19 protein-coding genes are annotated in these 16,568 nt (G+C 28.0%); 16 read left to right on the forward strand and 3 right to left on the reverse strand.

All coding sequences use genetic code 11. The annotated features are described in order from the left end of the window. The first annotated feature begins 488 nt into the window (after positions 1–488). The 3 genes from H9660_RS13705 to H9660_RS13715 all read left to right on the forward strand — a co-directional run bounded on the left by H9660_RS13705 (position 489) and on the right by H9660_RS13715 (position 2,707). Positions 489–1,256, forward strand: coding sequence for a ParA family protein (locus tag H9660_RS13705; protein WP_191750946.1), 768 nt, complete (start codon positions 489–491; stop codon positions 1,254–1,256). Between the two features lie 8 nt (positions 1,257–1,264). Further along, positions 1,265–2,110 carry a ParB/RepB/Spo0J family partition protein gene (locus H9660_RS13710; RefSeq protein ID WP_191750947.1) on the forward strand — a complete coding sequence of 282 codons (846 nt, stop codon included), beginning with the start codon at positions 1,265–1,267 and terminating at the stop codon, positions 2,108–2,110. 96 nt (positions 2,111–2,206) lie between these two features. After that, entirely contained in the window at positions 2,207–2,707 is a 501-nt protein-coding gene (locus tag H9660_RS13715; RefSeq protein WP_191750948.1) for a DUF4446 family protein, read from the forward strand. 44 nt (positions 2,708–2,751) lie between these two features. Here the strand turns inward: H9660_RS13715 and yyaC are convergent, their stop codons facing one another. Beyond that, complete coding sequence (gene yyaC / locus H9660_RS13720; RefSeq protein WP_191750949.1) at positions 2,752–3,342, reverse strand: spore protease YyaC; 591 nt, start codon at positions 3,340–3,342, stop codon at positions 2,752–2,754. Positions 3,343–3,390: 48 nt separating this feature from the next. Continuing rightward, complete coding sequence (locus H9660_RS13725; RefSeq protein ID WP_191750950.1) at positions 3,391–4,542, reverse strand: aminotransferase class V-fold PLP-dependent enzyme; 1,152 nt, start codon at positions 4,540–4,542, stop codon at positions 3,391–3,393. A 118-nt stretch (positions 4,543–4,660) separates the two neighbouring features. Between H9660_RS13725 and H9660_RS13730 the strand changes: the two genes are divergently transcribed. From H9660_RS13730 to H9660_RS13780, 11 genes are all read left to right on the forward strand, one after another. Then, complete coding sequence (locus H9660_RS13730) at positions 4,661–4,900, forward strand: putative Se/S carrier protein (RefSeq protein WP_191750951.1); 240 nt, start codon at positions 4,661–4,663, stop codon at positions 4,898–4,900. A 9-nt stretch (positions 4,901–4,909) separates the two neighbouring features. Further along, positions 4,910–5,818, forward strand: a complete 909-nt coding sequence (locus H9660_RS13735) for a mechanosensitive ion channel family protein (protein ID WP_191750952.1) — start codon at positions 4,910–4,912, stop codon at positions 5,816–5,818. Positions 5,819–5,833: 15 nt separating this feature from the next. Beyond that, the gene (locus H9660_RS13740; protein WP_191750953.1) at positions 5,834–6,019 is read left to right on the forward strand and encodes a DUF951 domain-containing protein; all 186 of its coding nucleotides are present in this window, start codon (positions 5,834–5,836) and stop codon (positions 6,017–6,019) included. A gap of 108 nt (positions 6,020–6,127) precedes the next feature. Continuing rightward, positions 6,128–6,415, forward strand: a complete 288-nt coding sequence (gene rpsF / locus H9660_RS13745) for a 30S ribosomal protein S6 (protein WP_066889292.1) — start codon at positions 6,128–6,130, stop codon at positions 6,413–6,415. Positions 6,416–6,429: 14 nt separating this feature from the next. Beyond that, positions 6,430–6,891 carry a single-stranded DNA-binding protein gene (locus H9660_RS13750; protein ID WP_191750954.1) on the forward strand — a complete coding sequence of 154 codons (462 nt, stop codon included), beginning with the start codon at positions 6,430–6,432 and terminating at the stop codon, positions 6,889–6,891. Positions 6,892–6,918: 27 nt separating this feature from the next. Next, positions 6,919–7,161, forward strand: a complete 243-nt coding sequence (gene rpsR / locus H9660_RS13755; protein ID WP_008676141.1) for a 30S ribosomal protein S18 — start codon at positions 6,919–6,921, stop codon at positions 7,159–7,161. A 149-nt stretch (positions 7,162–7,310) separates the two neighbouring features. Beyond that, positions 7,311–7,628: a MazG-like family protein gene (locus H9660_RS13760; protein ID WP_191750955.1), complete on the forward strand. Its 318-nt coding sequence runs from the start codon at positions 7,311–7,313 to the stop codon at positions 7,626–7,628. Between the two features lie 3 nt (positions 7,629–7,631). Beyond that, positions 7,632–9,599, forward strand: coding sequence for a DHH family phosphoesterase (locus H9660_RS13765; protein ID WP_191750956.1), 1,968 nt, complete (start codon positions 7,632–7,634; stop codon positions 9,597–9,599). A gap of 1 nt (position 9,600) precedes the next feature. After that, entirely contained in the window at positions 9,601–10,044 is a 444-nt protein-coding gene (gene rplI / locus H9660_RS13770; RefSeq protein WP_191750957.1) for a 50S ribosomal protein L9, read from the forward strand. 36 nt (positions 10,045–10,080) lie between these two features. Next, the gene (lonC, locus tag H9660_RS13775; RefSeq protein ID WP_423739010.1) at positions 10,081–11,946 is read left to right on the forward strand and encodes a Lon family ATP-dependent protease; all 1,866 of its coding nucleotides are present in this window, start codon (positions 10,081–10,083) and stop codon (positions 11,944–11,946) included. A gap of 128 nt (positions 11,947–12,074) precedes the next feature. Further along, positions 12,075–13,412, forward strand: a complete 1,338-nt coding sequence (locus tag H9660_RS13780; RefSeq protein WP_191750959.1) for a replicative DNA helicase — start codon at positions 12,075–12,077, stop codon at positions 13,410–13,412. A 102-nt stretch (positions 13,413–13,514) separates the two neighbouring features. On the opposite strand, the gene H9660_RS13785 is transcribed toward H9660_RS13780, so the two are convergent. Next, positions 13,515–13,808: an NUDIX hydrolase gene (locus tag H9660_RS13785; RefSeq protein ID WP_191750960.1), complete on the reverse strand. Its 294-nt coding sequence runs from the start codon at positions 13,806–13,808 to the stop codon at positions 13,515–13,517. Positions 13,809–13,935: 127 nt separating this feature from the next. Between H9660_RS13785 and proC the strand changes: the two genes are divergently transcribed. Together proC and H9660_RS13795 are read left to right on the forward strand one after the other, a co-directional pair. Further along, positions 13,936–14,736 carry a pyrroline-5-carboxylate reductase gene (gene proC, locus H9660_RS13790; RefSeq protein WP_191750961.1) on the forward strand — a complete coding sequence of 267 codons (801 nt, stop codon included), beginning with the start codon at positions 13,936–13,938 and terminating at the stop codon, positions 14,734–14,736. 244 nt (positions 14,737–14,980) lie between these two features. Further along, positions 14,981–16,270, forward strand: a complete 1,290-nt coding sequence (locus H9660_RS13795; protein ID WP_191750962.1) for an adenylosuccinate synthase — start codon at positions 14,981–14,983, stop codon at positions 16,268–16,270. Positions 16,271–16,568: the final 298 nt, after the last annotated feature.

Below are 16,568 nucleotides of genomic sequence, written 5' to 3' on the forward strand. Positions count from 1 at the left end.
GAGAACTTCACGTACGGATTGATGAGAAGGCAGAGGAGGAGAGAAAATCAAATCCTCCGCTTTACTCTACAATTATAAAATGTTACCCTGTGAATAACATTTTTATAATTTCCTTCCTTCAGTTTGCAAAGAGATAAACATTGTATGACGGTGACTTGGAGCGCATACGACGGAGCAAGGAATATAATGTTTATCTCTTTTTTATAATTTCCTTTCTTAATTTTGGTAGTGTTAAATTATCATGCAAGGTGACTTGGAGCTTGCGACGGAACCTGGTATGATATTTTAATACTTTTTTATTATTTAAGAGATTATAATAAAGGTAAATCTGTAGATTTTTAATACTATATTATTAAAAAAATAAAATAATATTAAATAATTCTCTAAATTAGCAAGATTTTATTATGTTAATCTTTCAATATGAATTAAAACTATATATAATATTACTAAGGGAAGGGGGGTGAAGCTCTAAAATAGAGCTTTTTTATATGAAGAAAGTTTGTATATTTAATCAAAAAGGTGGAGTAGGAAAAACTACTACGAATATTAATTTATGTGCATATTTAGCTATGGAAGGATATAGAGTATTAACTATAGATATAGATCCTCAAGGAAACACAACAAGTGGATTAGGTTTAGATAAAAGAAATTTAGAAATGTCTATGTATGATGTTTTAACATCTGATGCATCTTTAAAGGAAGTAATTTTAAAGAGTGAATTAGTAAAAAATCTAGATATAGCACCTTCAACTATGGAATTAGCAGGTGCTGAAGTTGAAATGATAGGTAAAGAGAATAGAGAATTAATTTTAACGAATAAGATTAAAGAAATAGAGAATGAGTATGATTTTATATTTATAGACTGTCCTCCATCATTAGGAGTTTTAACAATTAATGCACTTACATCGGTTGAATCTGTTTTAATACCAATTCAATGCGAATTTTATGCGTTAGAAGGAGTTGGACAACTTATAAATACAGTTAAGCTTGTAAAAAAATCTTTAAATAAGGATTTAGAAATAGAAGGCGTAGTAATGACTATGTATGACTATAGAACTAATTTAAGTAATGAGGTTTTCGAAGAAGTAAAAAATTTCTTTGGAGAAAAGGTATTTAGAACTGCAATTTCTAGAAATATAAGATTAGCAGAAGCACCAAGTTTTGGTCTTCCAATTATGCTATACGATGAAAAATGTAAGGGAGCAGAATCATATAAATCTTTAACAAAAGAATTTTTAAGTAGGCAAAGTAAGTAGGTGATATAATGAATAAAAAATCAGCATTAGGAAAAGGATTAGGCGCTTTAATACCTAACGATATTATTGTAAAAGAAAATAATAAACCATCAGTTATTGATTTAAATTTAATTAAAAATAATAATGAACAACCTAGAAAATCTTTTGATGATGAAAAAATAGCAGAATTAGCACAATCAATAAAGGAACATGGAATAATACAACCAATAATATTAAATAAAAAAGATGATCACTATGTTATAATTGCTGGAGAAAGAAGATGGAGAGCGGCGAAGTTAGTTGGATTAAAAGAAGTACCTGCAATAGTAATGGATTTAACAGATAAAAATATATTAGAAATTTCTTTAATAGAAAATATTCAAAGACAAGATTTAAATCCTATAGAAGAAGCTTTGGCGTATAAAAAGCTTTTAAGCGATTTTAATTTAACACAAGAAGAATTAAGTAAGAGAGTAGGAAAATCAAGAGTTACCATTACTAATAGCATTAGACTTACAGCACTTTCTGAAACTGTAAAGCAATATCTTATAGATGAAGTTATTTCAGAGGGGCATGGAAGAGCATTATTAGCTATAGATGATCCTAAGTTACAATGTGAAATAGCTCAAAAGGTAATAGATGAAAGACTATCTGTTAGAGAATTAGAAAGATTAATTAAAAACCTTAAAGCAGAAAAGCAAGTGGAAAGAAAAAGTAAAGAAAGTAATCCATACTATAAAGATGTAACCGAAAGATTACAGAACTATTTTGGAACTAAGGTAAATATAAGTAATAAGAATAATAAGGGTAAAATAGAGATAGAGTATTATTCGGAAGAGGATTTACAAAGAATATTAGAAATAATTAATTTATAATGTTTCACGTGAAACATTAATTATAATTAATTTAAAAATGTTTCACGTGAAACATTTTAAGTTTTATTCTTTGAAAATTAGAAGGGAGAAATTAAATTGGAAAATTTAATTAATATAATAAATGAAAACATATCTTTTATAGTTATTGGATTATTACTAATTATACTATTACTTTTCATTATAGTTATTTCTTTAATAAGAACTACTAATAAATTAGAGAAGAAATATAGAAGATTAATGAGAGGTGTAAATAGTAAAAGTTTAGAAGACCTTATTAGTTCAAAATTAGAAGAAATAGATAAGGCTATGGAAAAATCAGAAAAAGCAATTAATGAATGTAAGGTAATTAGAGAAGAGATAAAAGGTTGTGTAAATAAAGTTGCAATTATGAGATATAAGGCTTTTCCTGATGTAGGAAGTGACTTAAGTTTCTCTATAGCAATATTAGATGCATATAACGATGGAGTTTTAATTACAGGAATTTATTCAAGACATGATAGTACTACGTATGCAAAACCTGTAGATAAAGGAATTTCTAGATATGAATTATCAGAAGAAGAAACATATGTATTAAATGAAGCAATTAATAAAAAATAAGTATAAAAGCTACTACTGTTTTATGTAGTAGCTTTTATACTTATTTATTTTGAATTTAATGAAAGATTTTCTAAATTATTTGATACTTTATTTATAAAATAAATAATTCCTTTAGAAATACAATCTGCTAAAGTCATAATAGTGTATAGTCTTGTATTTTGTAATATTATAAATTCATAATTACCAGAAATATTAACTATTCCTGTGATGCTCAAGTTTCCTATAGGGGGTAAGTCTTTATTTAAAGCAAGTCCAGGTAATATAGGTTTATTTCTTATAAAAACTTTCCCTATGTTGTTTGTTTTACCTAAACAAGAATCAATTGCAATTATATATGGATTATTAAAGTTAAAATTAATTTTATCAATTATTTCAACTAAATTTTGAGCATGAATAGGACTTTCTAATGAACCATAAATATAAATATTCTTAGGTAAGTTTTTGATAGTCTTTTTTATTTTATATCCAACTAATGGACCTAAAGAATCTCCTGTACATCTATCAGTTCCAATGCATATAAAAATAATTGATTTATTATCATTTAATATAGATGAAAGGTTATTATATAAAAACTCTCCAATATCAATATATGAGTTTTGGAATAGTGAATCTGACTCTAAAATATTAGAACACATAAGAAAACCTCCCTTATTTTAATTATTGACAATAAAGGAGGTGAATATTCATTTTACAATTTTACTTAATGAATTTATGGTATAGTCAATATCACTTTTATTATTAAAATAGCTTAAGCTCAATCTTACTGTTCCAGTAGGGAAGCTCCCTATAGTTTTATGAGCAAGAGGAGCACAATGAAGACCAGATCTGTTTTTAATTCCATAATCACTATCTAATATAAATGAAACTTCGGCAGTATCTAAATTTCTTATATTAAATGAAATACAAGAAGTATAATTAGAACTGTCTAAATCATCATATAGAATTATATCTTTCATATTATTTAATTCTGAAATTAAATAATTTCTTAAAAAATTATTTTTTTCATAAATTGTATTAAGTCCCTCAGAATTTATAAATTTAATTCCTTCCATTAGCCCAACTATTCCCGGCATATTTAAAGTACCAGATTCAAATTTATCAGGTAAAAAATTAGGCTGAATAAGAGAATGTGATAAACTTCCTGTCCCACCTAAAATATAAGGATTACATATTTCATTTAATTCATCACTAATTATAAATCCACCAATTCCTTGAGGTCCAAAAAGGCTTTTATGACCAGTAAAAGCTAAAGCACTTAAGTTTAATTCTTTAAAGTTAATATCTAACACTCCAGCACTTTGAGCTGAGTCTAAAATAAAATGAATATTATGTTGTTTACATAGATTACCTATTTCCTTAATAGGTTGAATACTTCCTATAACATTAGATGCATGAGTTAGAATAATAAATTTAGTATTTGGTTTGATAATATTTTTAAAATCATCTACATTAATAAATCCAAATTTATTTGCAGTTATAATATCTAATTCTATTATATTATTTTCTTTTAAATTAATTAAGGGCCTCAAAACTGAATTATGCTCCATTGATGATGTAATAATATGATCACCTTTTTTAGCAGAACCATTAATTAATGTATTTAGAGAAGTTGTTATATTATTAGTAAAAATAACATTCTCTATATTGGTGAAATTAAAAAAATTAGCTATAGTTTCTCTAGCTTCTAATAACAATCTATTTGATTGCATACCATTAGCATGATTAGAACGACCTGGATTTCCTCCGATATTTGTTAGAAAGTTATATATGGAATCAACTACATTTTTAGGCTTAGGAAATGTGGTACTAGCATTATCTAGATAAATATTATTCATGAAAATAACTCCTTTATAAAAATAGTAAACTATATTAAAATTATAAATTATATTATATTCATTTACAAAGATATATATAATATAATTGAATATGATAAATGTAAATAAGGAGGAGAAGATGAAATATTATATTATAGTTTTTAAGAATACTTTAGATGCGATGAATGGTGAAAAAATATTAAAAGAAGAAAATTTTATTTTTAAAATGATGCCAACTCCAACAGCAATAACACAAAGTTGTGGTATATGTATTAGACTTGAAGATGAAAAATACATAGATGAAATAATAAATAATAATATTATAAAGTATAAAAGTATTTATATTAAAGAGGAAAATAATTTTAAAGAAATAATATAGGAGATGACTATGAATAATTATTTGACAACTGTTAGTATTGGTATAAATGAATTGACAGGAAAACTTTCTGTAAATGTAGATTGGGATAAGGTTATTGAAAATATAATATCAATAACAGGGGTTGCAATAGGAAAGATTATATCATTAATACTTCTAATAGTAATTATGTATTTAATTATTAAAATTGGAGATAAGGCTATAGAGAGATTTGTTGAAAATCAAGCAAATAGTAAAAGAAGCTTTTCAATGGATAGACAAAAAGCATTTACTGTAGGGGCAATACTTAAAAGTACATTAAAATATGCTGTATACTTTTCAGGAGCTGCTATTGTAATAGGAAGTACATTTAAAGTTTCGGCAGGAGTTTTAAGTGCAATAGGATTTGTAGTAGGTATAGGAGCTCAAAGCCTAGTTAAGGATATAATAAATGGATTTTTTATTTTATTTGAAGATCAGTATGGCGTTGGTGATTATGTGACTATAGGTTCTTTTAGTGGTATAGTTGAAAATATAGGTATAAGATCTACTGTGTTAAGAGATTTTAGTGGAGATATACATAACTTACCAAACGGTGCGGTAACTCAAGTTACTAATCATTCAAGAGGCGATATGAGATTTATAGTAGATGTAGAAATTGCTTATGAGGAAGATATAGATAATGCAATAAATATTATGAAATCAACTTGTAAAAAGTTTGAAGAGAAAAATTCAGAAGACATTAAAAATGAAATAGAAGTAATAGGTGTAACTTCATTAAATGCTTCAGGAGTAAATATAAGAGTAGTAGGAAAAGCTAAGCCGATGTCTCAGTGGAAAATGGAAAGAGATTTAAGAAAAGAGATAAAGTTAGCTTTAGATGAGGCAAAAATAGAAATTCCATATCCAAAAACTCAATTAGTAAATAATAATATTAAGTAATTTAGGAGGGGTATTATGGTAGAAACTTTTGATTTAGGCGATATTGTTGAAATGAAAAAGCAACATCCTTGTGGAAGTAAACAATTTGAAGTAATAAGGTTAGGGGCAGATATTAAGATAAAATGTACAGGTTGCGGTAGAATAATAATGCTACCAAGAAGCAAATTTCAAAAAGATGCAAAAAAAATAGTGAATTTGTAGTAATTATAAATTATTTCTTGCAAAAAAAATTAAAAAATGTTAAAATATTTAATTGTAATCCCTGCTGTGCAAAGCACAGCCAAGGTCCGAGGGGAGGAGGTGAAAATGATGAGAAAGTACGAAACTATATTCATACTACACCCATCATTCGACGAAGAAGCTTGCAAAGCTGCTATCGAAAAGTTTAAGGGTGTAATAGAAAACGGTGGAGGAACTATAGAAAATGTTGACGTTTGGGGTAGAAGAAAGCTTGCTTACGAAATCGCAAAAGTTAACGAAGGTTTCTATACATTAATCAACTTCAATGCTGATTCAGAACTACCTAAAGAATTAGACAGAGTATTCAGAATTACTGATGGTGTTATAAGACACATCATCGTTAAACAAGAAGCGTAAGAGGTGATATTGTCATGAATAAGGTAATACTTATTGGAAGACTAACAAGAGATCCAGAGTTAAATTTTGCTGCTGGAAGCGGTACTGCTGTTACTAGATTTAGTTTAGCGGTTACTAGACCTTTCAAGAAGGACGAAACAGATTTTATCAACTGTATAGCTTTTGGTAAAACTGGTGAAACAATAGCACAATATCTTACTAAGGGCAGACAACTAGCTGTTACAGGAAGCATTAGAACAGGAAGTTATGATGCGAAAGATGGAACTAAGAGATACACAACTGATGTTGTTGTAGATTCTTTTGAATTCATTGGATCAGGTAACAACGGTGGTGCTGGAAGAGACCAAGGTTCATATAACAATGGATTTGGTGCTTCAAATATGGGTTCTGATTATTCAAGTCCATCAAATGATTTTGGTGGAATGAATTTCGAAGAGGACATGACTCCTGTAGATGATGGAGATATGCCTTTCTAAAAGTCTAAAAAAAAGGAGGGAATTAGCATGAAAGATATGAAAAGATCTGGAAAAATGAGAAGATCTAAGAGAAAAGTTTGTGCTTTTTGCGTAGAAAAAGCTGAAGCAATAGATTACAAAGATATTACTAAGCTAAGAAAGTTTGTAACAGAAAGAGGTAAGATATTACCAAGAAGAATTTCTGGTACTTGCGCTAAGCATCAAAGAGAATTAACAACTGCTATAAAGAGATCAAGAAATATAGCATTATTACCATTCACAACTGAGTAATATAATTAACCCCTGGCTTATCAGGGGTTTTTTGTTATACTAATACAAAATACTTTACAAATTATGTAAATAAATTTATAATTTGTTGCAATAAAGAGGAATTATATTTAAAATATATATACAAGGGTATTAGTATAGGGGTGAAGAGAATGAAAAGAGAAGATTTAAATATAATGGCCAATATAAAAATGATAGAAAAGTTAAAAGCTAATCTTTTGTGTATAATAGGAGAATTCTATCATTTATTAACAAAAGGAAGTAATGTAGCACAGGATGCAATTTTAAATTGTATATCAGGAGCTATACTTATTTTATATGTATTAGCCCAGAAACTTGGATATTCATGTGAAGATGTAGATGATGATATGAAAAAAAGGCTACAAATAGGAATTGCTGAAGGACATGAGTATGAAAATGATGGAAGGAGTTTAAGTAAACTTCAATTACATTTAAAGGAGCGCCATTAGCTTATGAAAATAAAAGAGTTATTTGAAAAAAGGAATGAACTCATTGAACCTATAATCACACCAAGCATTTTTGTATTAGCATGTATAGGATTTTATTATTTAAAAAGTACTATTTTAGGAACTTTCTTATTAGTTATTTTTATATTATTTACTATTAGTGAATATAGAAATAAACAAACGGAAGAAGATAATATTGAACAAGTAAGAGAAGCAATTAATAGAGATATTTCCGATAATATATTTAATTTAATATTTCCTTTGGCAATAATAAAAGAAACTGGTGAAATTTTTTGGGCAAATAAGGAGTTTGAAAAGTTTACTCCAGAAGAGAACCCGACAAGTTTAAACGTAGTAAGTGTTGCAAGAGGATTAAATTTATCTAGATTATTAACTTGTGATAAGGATTTACACCAGAAGATAAAAATAGGTGACTTATTTTATAAAATATATGCTAGTAAAATTCAAGACTATAATTTAGGGGAAACTTTATATATAGTTTATTTTAATGATATTAGTAATAATAAAAATATAGCAAATACAAAAGAAAGTATTATGCTAATAGAAGTTGATAATTTATCAGAAGTATTAGAAACTACTATGGAAAGCGATAGGCCTATGTTAGTTGCAGATGTAGAGAAAACAATAAATGCATATGCACAAAGACTTAAGGCTATGATAACTAAGTATGACTCTAATAAATATGTCTTATCTGTGCAAGATAGATATATAGATGAAGAAATAAATAATAAGTTTTCTATATTAGATGAGATTTCTAAAATAGATAGAGGAAATAAAGTTGAAGTTACATTAAGTATAGGTGTAGGTAGAGGTGGAACATGTCCTTTAGAAAATAATGCCTTTGCATCTACAGCAAAGGAACTATCCCTTGGAAGGGGTGGTGACCAAGTTGCTATTAAAAATAATGAAAAAATTAAATTCTTTGGAGGAAATACTAGAGAAATAGAAAAGAGAACTAGAGTAAGAGCAAGAGTAATTTCTCGTAATCTAAAGGAATTAATATACGAAAGTAGTAATGTATTTATAATTGGACATAAAAATCCGGATATGGACTGTTTTGGATCATCTATAGGTTTATCTGCTGTTGTAAAACAGTTAGGAAAACCTTGTAATATAATATTAGGAAAAGAAACAGCTGCAATAGATTATTTTCTAGATAAGTTAAGAAGCGATTCTAGATATGATAATTTATTTATATCTATTGAAGAGGCTTATGAACAAATAAATGAAAAAACATTATTAATAATAGTAGATGTTCATAATACAGGATATATATTAGATAAATCTATAATTGAAAAAGCACAAAGAAAAATTATAATAGATCACCATAGAAGAAGTCCAGATATAGTAGAAGCTTGTATATTAAACTATATTGAAGTATATGCATCATCAACATCAGAGATGGTTACAGAATTAATTCAATATATGGTTCAAAAACCTAATTTATCAACAATTGAAGCAGAAGGATTGCTTGCAGGTATATTTATGGATACAAAAGGATTTTCTTTTAAAACTGGAGTAAGAACCTTTGATGCAGCATCTTTCTTAAGATCATTAGGTGCAGATACTATAGAAGTTAAAAAAATGTTTATGGATAATTTAGATGACTTTTTAATTATAGCAGAAACTATAAAAACTGCAGAAGTAAAAGAAAACTTAGCTATAGCTATAGCACCAAAGGGATTAAAGAAATCATTTATGGCAGCTAAAGCAGCTGATGAATTACTTAACATAGCAGGAATCGATATATGTTTTGTATTAATGCAAATAAAAGATGACATAGTAATTAGTGGAAGATCAGCTGGAGAGGCTAATGTTCAAGTAATACTTGAAGAACTAGGTGGTGGTGGTCATATGAATATGGCAGGAGCACAACTAAGTAACACTTCAATATCAGAAGCTAAAAAATTACTTAAAAAATCAATAGAAAAACATTTAAAGGTTGGTGAATAACATGAAGGTAATATTATTACAAGATGTTAAAAAATTAGGTAAAAAAGGTGATGTTATAGAAGCATCAGATGGATATGCAAGAAACTTTTTATTTCCAAGAAAATTAGCAGAAGAAGCTACAAGTGCTAGTATGCATATTTTAAATGCTAAAAAGGAAAATGAGAGAAAGAAAAAGTTAGCCGAAATAGAAGCAGCTCAAAAATTAGCTTCAGAATTAAAGGGAAAAGAAGTTAAAATTCAAGCTAAAGGGAATAATGGAAGATTGTTTGGAGCTATAACTAGCAAAGATGTAGCAGAATTAATAAATAAAGAATTTAAGTTATCAATAGATAAAAAGAAAATTGTTATGGATACAATAAAGGTTGCAGGTAGTTATGATATAGAAATAAAATTATATCCTGAAGTAGCTACAAAGATGAAAGTAATTGTTATAGAGCAATCATAAGGAGGACTAAGTTTGAAGACTTACGATGAAACAAATATAGAGAGTTTATTAGAGAGTGATTTATCTTTAGATGCACAAGCAAACGTAATAAACCAAATTTTAAATAATGTATTAGATGAGGGTGCAGTAAGGGCTAGAATCGTAAGATTCAAATTACAAAAATATATAAATTCTCCTAATATATTAGAAAGAATATATGCGTTAAACGTAATAGCATCAGATGGAAAAGGAGCTAAAACTGTTCCAACTGAAGAAGAATTACGTGGTGTATTAGAAGATACAATTTATTATATATCTGAAAATATTGCAAGAAAGTATGTGCAAAATAAAGTTGAAACTCAGGTTGAAAAAGCTCTTCAAGAAAGACAAGATAAATTTATGGATGATATTAAGTTATCTATAATAAGAAAACAAAAGGGACCTGAAAGTTCAAAGACTACTAAAAAGTTAGAAAAACTTCAAGAGTTAGATGCAAAGAAAATAAATAAGAATGTTATGAGTCTTTTAAGACCAGAAAATTTTGAGGAAATTGTTGGTCAAGAAAGAGCTATTAAATCTTTAATTTCAAAAATGGCATCACCATACCCACAACATATAATTCTATATGGACCACCGGGGGTTGGTAAGACTTCAGCAGCAAGACTTGCATTAGAAGAGGCTAAGAAATTAAGCTTAACACCTTTTGATGAAGATTCAAAGTTTGTTGAAGTTGATGGAACTACATTAAGATGGGATCCAAGAGAAATTACAAACCCATTATTAGGTTCAGTACATGATCCTATTTATCAAGGTAGTAAAAAGGATTTAGCAGAAGTTGGAGTACCAGAACCAAAGACTGGGCTTGTAACTGAAGCTCATGGCGGAGTTTTATTTATAGATGAAATTGGAGAATTAGATGATATTCTTCAAAATAAATTATTAAAAGTTTTAGAAGATAAGAGAGTTGAGTATTCATCTTCATATTATGATCCAGATGATGAAAACACTCCAGAATATGTTAAGTATCTTTTTGAAAAAGGTGCACCAGCAGATTTTGTTTTAATTGGAGCAACAACTAGGGATCCAGGAAAAATAAATCCAGCCTTAAGATCAAGATGTACTGAAGTTTATTTTGAACCATTATCAGCAAATGATATTGTTGGAATAATAGAAAATGCAGCTAGAAAATTAGAGGTAACTTTAGAAGAAGGAGTTGCAGAATTAATTAGTAGATACACTATAGAAGGTAGAAAAGCTGTAAATATATTAGCAGATGCCTATGGATATGCTTTATATAATTCAAATGAGGAAAGTAAGGAGATTACTTTAAAAGATGTAGAAGAAGTTATTTCTATAGGAAGATATGTTCCTTACGAAACTTTTGATGAAGTTGATAAATATGAAATAGGTCATACTTATGGATTAGGTGTAAGTGGGTTCTTAGGTTCTACTTTAGAAATAGAAGCTGTAGCTTTTGAATCTAAAAAGCCAGGAATGGGTATAATAAAATTTAATGATACAGCTGGATCTATGGCAAAAGACTCAGTATTTAATGCAGCTTCAGTTATTAGAAGAATAACAGATAAGGATATAAAAGACTATGATATTCATGTAAATGTAGTTGGTGGAGGAAGAATTGATGGACCTTCAGCAGGTGCAGCTATTACAATTGCTATAATAAGTGCTTTAATGGAAAAACCTATAAGACAAGATGTTGCAATAACAGGCGAAATATCATTAAGAGGAAATATAAAGCCAGTAGGTGGAATATTTGAAAAAATATATGGAGCTAGAAGAAAAGGAATAAAACTTGTAGTTGTTCCTAAGGCAAATGAAAAGGAAGTTCCATTAGAATTAAGTGATATAGAAGTTAAAGCTATTAATAGAATTGAAGAGTTAATGGATATAGTTTTTGAAAAATAAATTAAAGTTGGGCTGTCTAAGACAGCCCTTTAATTATGGACTATATAGTATTAATTTTTTATTATTATAGATAATAAATAAAAATATTTGATATAATATATTTATTACAAAAGGAAGGAGGTTACAATTTGGATACACCAATAATGAGAAGCTTACCTCAAAGCTTAGAAGCAGAACAATCTGTTATTGGAGCAATGATAATAGATAAGAGTGCTATAGCAAAGGCTTTAGAAAAATTAAAGGATGAAGATTTTTATAGAGATGGTCATAAAGTAATATTTAAAGCTATCAGAGAAATGTTTTCTAAGGATATGGCTGTTGACCTTGTAACCTTATTAGAATACTTAAAATCTACAGATATGCTAGAAAAAGCAGGTGGGGTTACTTATATATCAGAGGTAAGTTCTAATATACTTACAACTGCCAATTTAGAGGCGTACATAAAGATAGTTGAAGAAAAATCAACTTTAAGAAAGTTAATTAAATCAGCTACTAGTATAATAGAGGAAAGTTATAATAAACAAGATAAAGTTGAAGAAGTCTTAGATTTAGCACAAAAGAAGATTTTTGATTTAGCAGAAAAACAAGGATCAAATGATTATGAATCTTTAGCTAATGTTCTAGAAAGAGGATTTTTAGAAATAGAAAGACTATTTAATAATAAAGGTTCTATAACTGGAGTTGGATCTGGGATAAGAGATTTGGATGCAAAGACTTCAGGATTTCAAAAGGGTGATATGGTACTTATTGCAGCTAGACCTTCTATGGGAAAAACAACTTTCTCTTTAAATATAGCTGAGCATGCAGCTTTAAGAGAAGGGAAAAGCGTAGTAATATTTTCTCTGGAAATGTCCAAAGAACAATTAGCTTATAAGCTTCTTTGTTCAGAAGCAAATGTAGATATGTTAAAACTTAGAACTGGTAACTTAGATGATGATGATTGGGAAAGAATAGCGAGAGCTACAGGACCTTTATCTAAAGCTAAAATTTATATAGATGATACTGCTGGTCTTAGTGTAATGGAAATGAGATCAAAATGTAGAAAAATAAAAATGGAACATGGAATAGATATGATTCTGATTGACTACCTTCAATTAATGAGTGGTAGTTCAGGAAGTGAAAGTAGACAACAAGAGGTTTCAGAAATATCTAGATCTATAAAAGCTTTAGCAAAGGAAATGGAATGCCCTGTAATAGCCTTATCTCAGCTATCACGTGCTCCTGAGCAAAGAGCTGACCACAGACCAATGCTTTCAGACTTAAGAGAATCAGGGTCTATAGAGCAGGATGCTGACGTTGTTATGTTTTTATATAGAGATGAATACTATAATAAGGAAACAGAAGATAAAAACATAGGTGAATGTATAATAGCTAAGCAAAGAAATGGTCCTGTTGGTACTGTTAAGATGGCTTGGATTGGTGCTCATAGTAAATTTGCTAATTTAGAACTTGTATATAAAGAATAGGCTGTTCTATAAACAGCCTATTAATGAATTAAAATAAATTAGTTTTATAAACTCCTAAGGGAGTTTTTTTATTAAATTTTTTTTAAAACTATTATAAAAGAATTAAGTTTTAAAGACCTTTAAATAAATAAAATTAGCTTGTACCGAATTTTGGATAGTATCTATATTTATTTTATTTAAATATAGAATTCTTTTAAATTTTAATAAATCATTTTTACTATTTTTTAAGGAGAGGTTTAAAATAAGAAAGTTATTTATGTATTTTAAAACTATTTCGTCTTTAGTTAGATTTTTAAAGTATATGTATATATCATAAAAACTATCTTTATCTATGACTTTTATAATAGGATTTATATTTTTTTCATCTTTATTAATTTCTATTATATTATTTTTCATAACTATCCCTCCTTATAAATAGTTTGCAACTTAATAATAAAGATATCCTATGAGTATAATGGTCAAGTTCATAAATTATAAAAAACAAGAAATTTATTTACAAAATAATAATTAGGAAGTGAAGAATATGGATAAAAAAATTGGATTTATAGGCTGCGGGAATATGGGAAAAGCAATTCTTGGAGGAATTTTAAAGTCTAATAGGATAAGTAAGGATAATATACTTGTTTCTACTAAAAGTGAAAGCTCTAAAAAAAATATAGAAGAGGAATTTCTTATTAAGTCTACATTAAATAGTAAGAAGGTAGCACAATTTTCTAATATATTATTTTTAGCAATTAAACCTAATATTTTTAAAGATATATTGCTAGATATAAAAGAACATATTAATAAAGATACAATAATTATTTCAATAGCAGCTGGAATATCAATAAGTGATATGGAAAAATGGCTTGGAGATGAATATAAAATAGTTAGGACTATGCCAAATACGCCTGCATTAGTAGGAGAAGCAATATCAGCTATTTGTCCAAACAAGAATGTGAGTACAAGCGATCTACAAGAAATTAATAATATTTTTAACATGTTTGGTAAATGTGAAGTGTTAGAAGAAAAAGACTTTCATGGCTTTATAGCTTTATGTGGATCTTCACCAGCTTATGTTTTTATGTTTATAGAAGCTATGGCAGATGCAGCTGTTAAACTCGGTATTCCTAGAAATAAAGCATATAAAATGGCTGAACAAGCTATTTTAGGTTCTGCAAAACTTGCATTAGAAACAGGAAAACATCCAGGAGAATTAAAAGATATGGTTTGTTCACCAGGAGGAACAACAATAGAAGCTGTAGCAGAATTAGAAAGTGGTGGATTTAGAGCTGCAATAATTAAGGCTTTAGAAAAATGTGCAGAGAAATCTAAAAATATGTAAGAATTATAAAATAAATAATATTATATATTTTAAACTTTCGTGATATTTTGAAGATATTTGTAGATATTAAATATATACTCCAATTATAAAATATTTATATGGCGATTATACGAATTATTTATATATAATATATAAAAATATTCGATAAATAAGTTGAAAGTTTTTTTTCGCTTTGCTAATATGTATTTGGATATTAATTTTATTAAGAAAGACTTGTAGAGTCTTGAAATAAGGAGGCAGTTTAATGTCAGCATTTGTTGTTTTAGGAGCTCAATGGGGCGATGAAGGAAAAGGAAAAATGACAGATTATCTTGCAGAAGAAGCACAGGTAATAGTTAGATTCCAAGGAGGTAATAATGCAGGTCATACTGTTGAAGTAGGTGATAAGCAATATAAACTTCACTTAATCCCATCAGGAATACTACATGATGATAAATTAAATATAATTGGGAATGGAGTAGTTGTTGATCCAAAGGCTTTATTCACAGAAATAGATTATTTAGAAAAAGAAGGTGTTAAAGTTACACCAAATAAACTTATAGTAAGCGATAGAGCTCACGTTATAATGCCTTATCATAAAATATTAGATAAGTTAAAGGAAAAAGCAAGAGGAAAGAATGACATAGGTACAACTGGAAAAGGAATAGGACCTTGTTATACTGATAAATTTGAAAGATGTGGAATTAGAGTTTGTGATCTTATAGATGAAGAAATCTTTAAAGAAAAATTAAAACAAAATATAGAGGCTAAAAATAAATATATAGTTAATGTTTTAGATGGAGAAGAGTTAAACTATGAAGAAATTCTTAATGAATATTTAGAATTAGCTGAGAGATTAAGACCTTATGTTCAAGATACATCTGTAAGATTATATGATGAAATAAAGGAAGATAAAACTGTACTATTTGAGGGAGCACAAGGAATGCTTCTTGATATAGATTATGGTACATATCCATATGTAACATCATCTAATACAACAGCTTGTGGAGTTGCAAGTGGTTCAGGAATTGGGCCCAATATGATTACTAATGCTGTAGGTATAGCTAAAGCATATACTACAAGAGTTGGAAAGGGACCATTTCCTACAGAATTAGATAATGAAATAGGAGAATGGATAAGAGAAAAAGGACATGAGTATGGAGTAACTACAGGTAGATCTAGAAGATGTGGATGGCTTGATGCAGTTATATTAAAAACAACTGTTAGGGTTTCTGGTTTAACATCTCTATGTGTTACTAAAATAGATACTTTAGCAGGTCTTGATAAATTAAAAATTTGTACAGGATATAAGCTTGATCAAAAAATTATAGACTATTTCCCAGCAAGTTTAAAAGATTTAGAAAAGTGTGAACCGATATATGAGGAATTTGAAGGGTGGGGAGAAGAAGTAGCTGAGGCTAGAAGCTATGAAGAGCTACCTGAGAATGCGAAGAAATATTTAAATAGAATAGAAGAACTGACAGGAACTAAGATTTCTATTGTTGGTGTAGGACCAAAAAGAGATCAAACTATAAGAGTAAGAAGAGAACTATAAAAAATAAAATATTAAACTGTATTAATTATACAAAAAAGTATATTTAATACGGTTTTTTTTATTATTTGAAAAAAATATTATGAAAAAATTAAAAAGTTTATATTAAATACTTATAATATTTTTAATTATATAATAGTAATTATTGACAAATAATTATGATATGGTAAAATAATGCCAATAGAAATTTTGTAATATTTCAAATTTTCTTAAAATATATTATGTTATAAATTGCAATCTGAAATTGAACTACTTTTCGTTTAAGTTGAATAAATGAGATCAAGTTGGTTATCGAATAGCT

Source organism: Clostridium gallinarum, from assembly GCF_014836325.1.
Taxonomy (GTDB): Bacteria; Bacillota; Clostridia; order Clostridiales; family Clostridiaceae; genus Clostridium; species Clostridium gallinarum.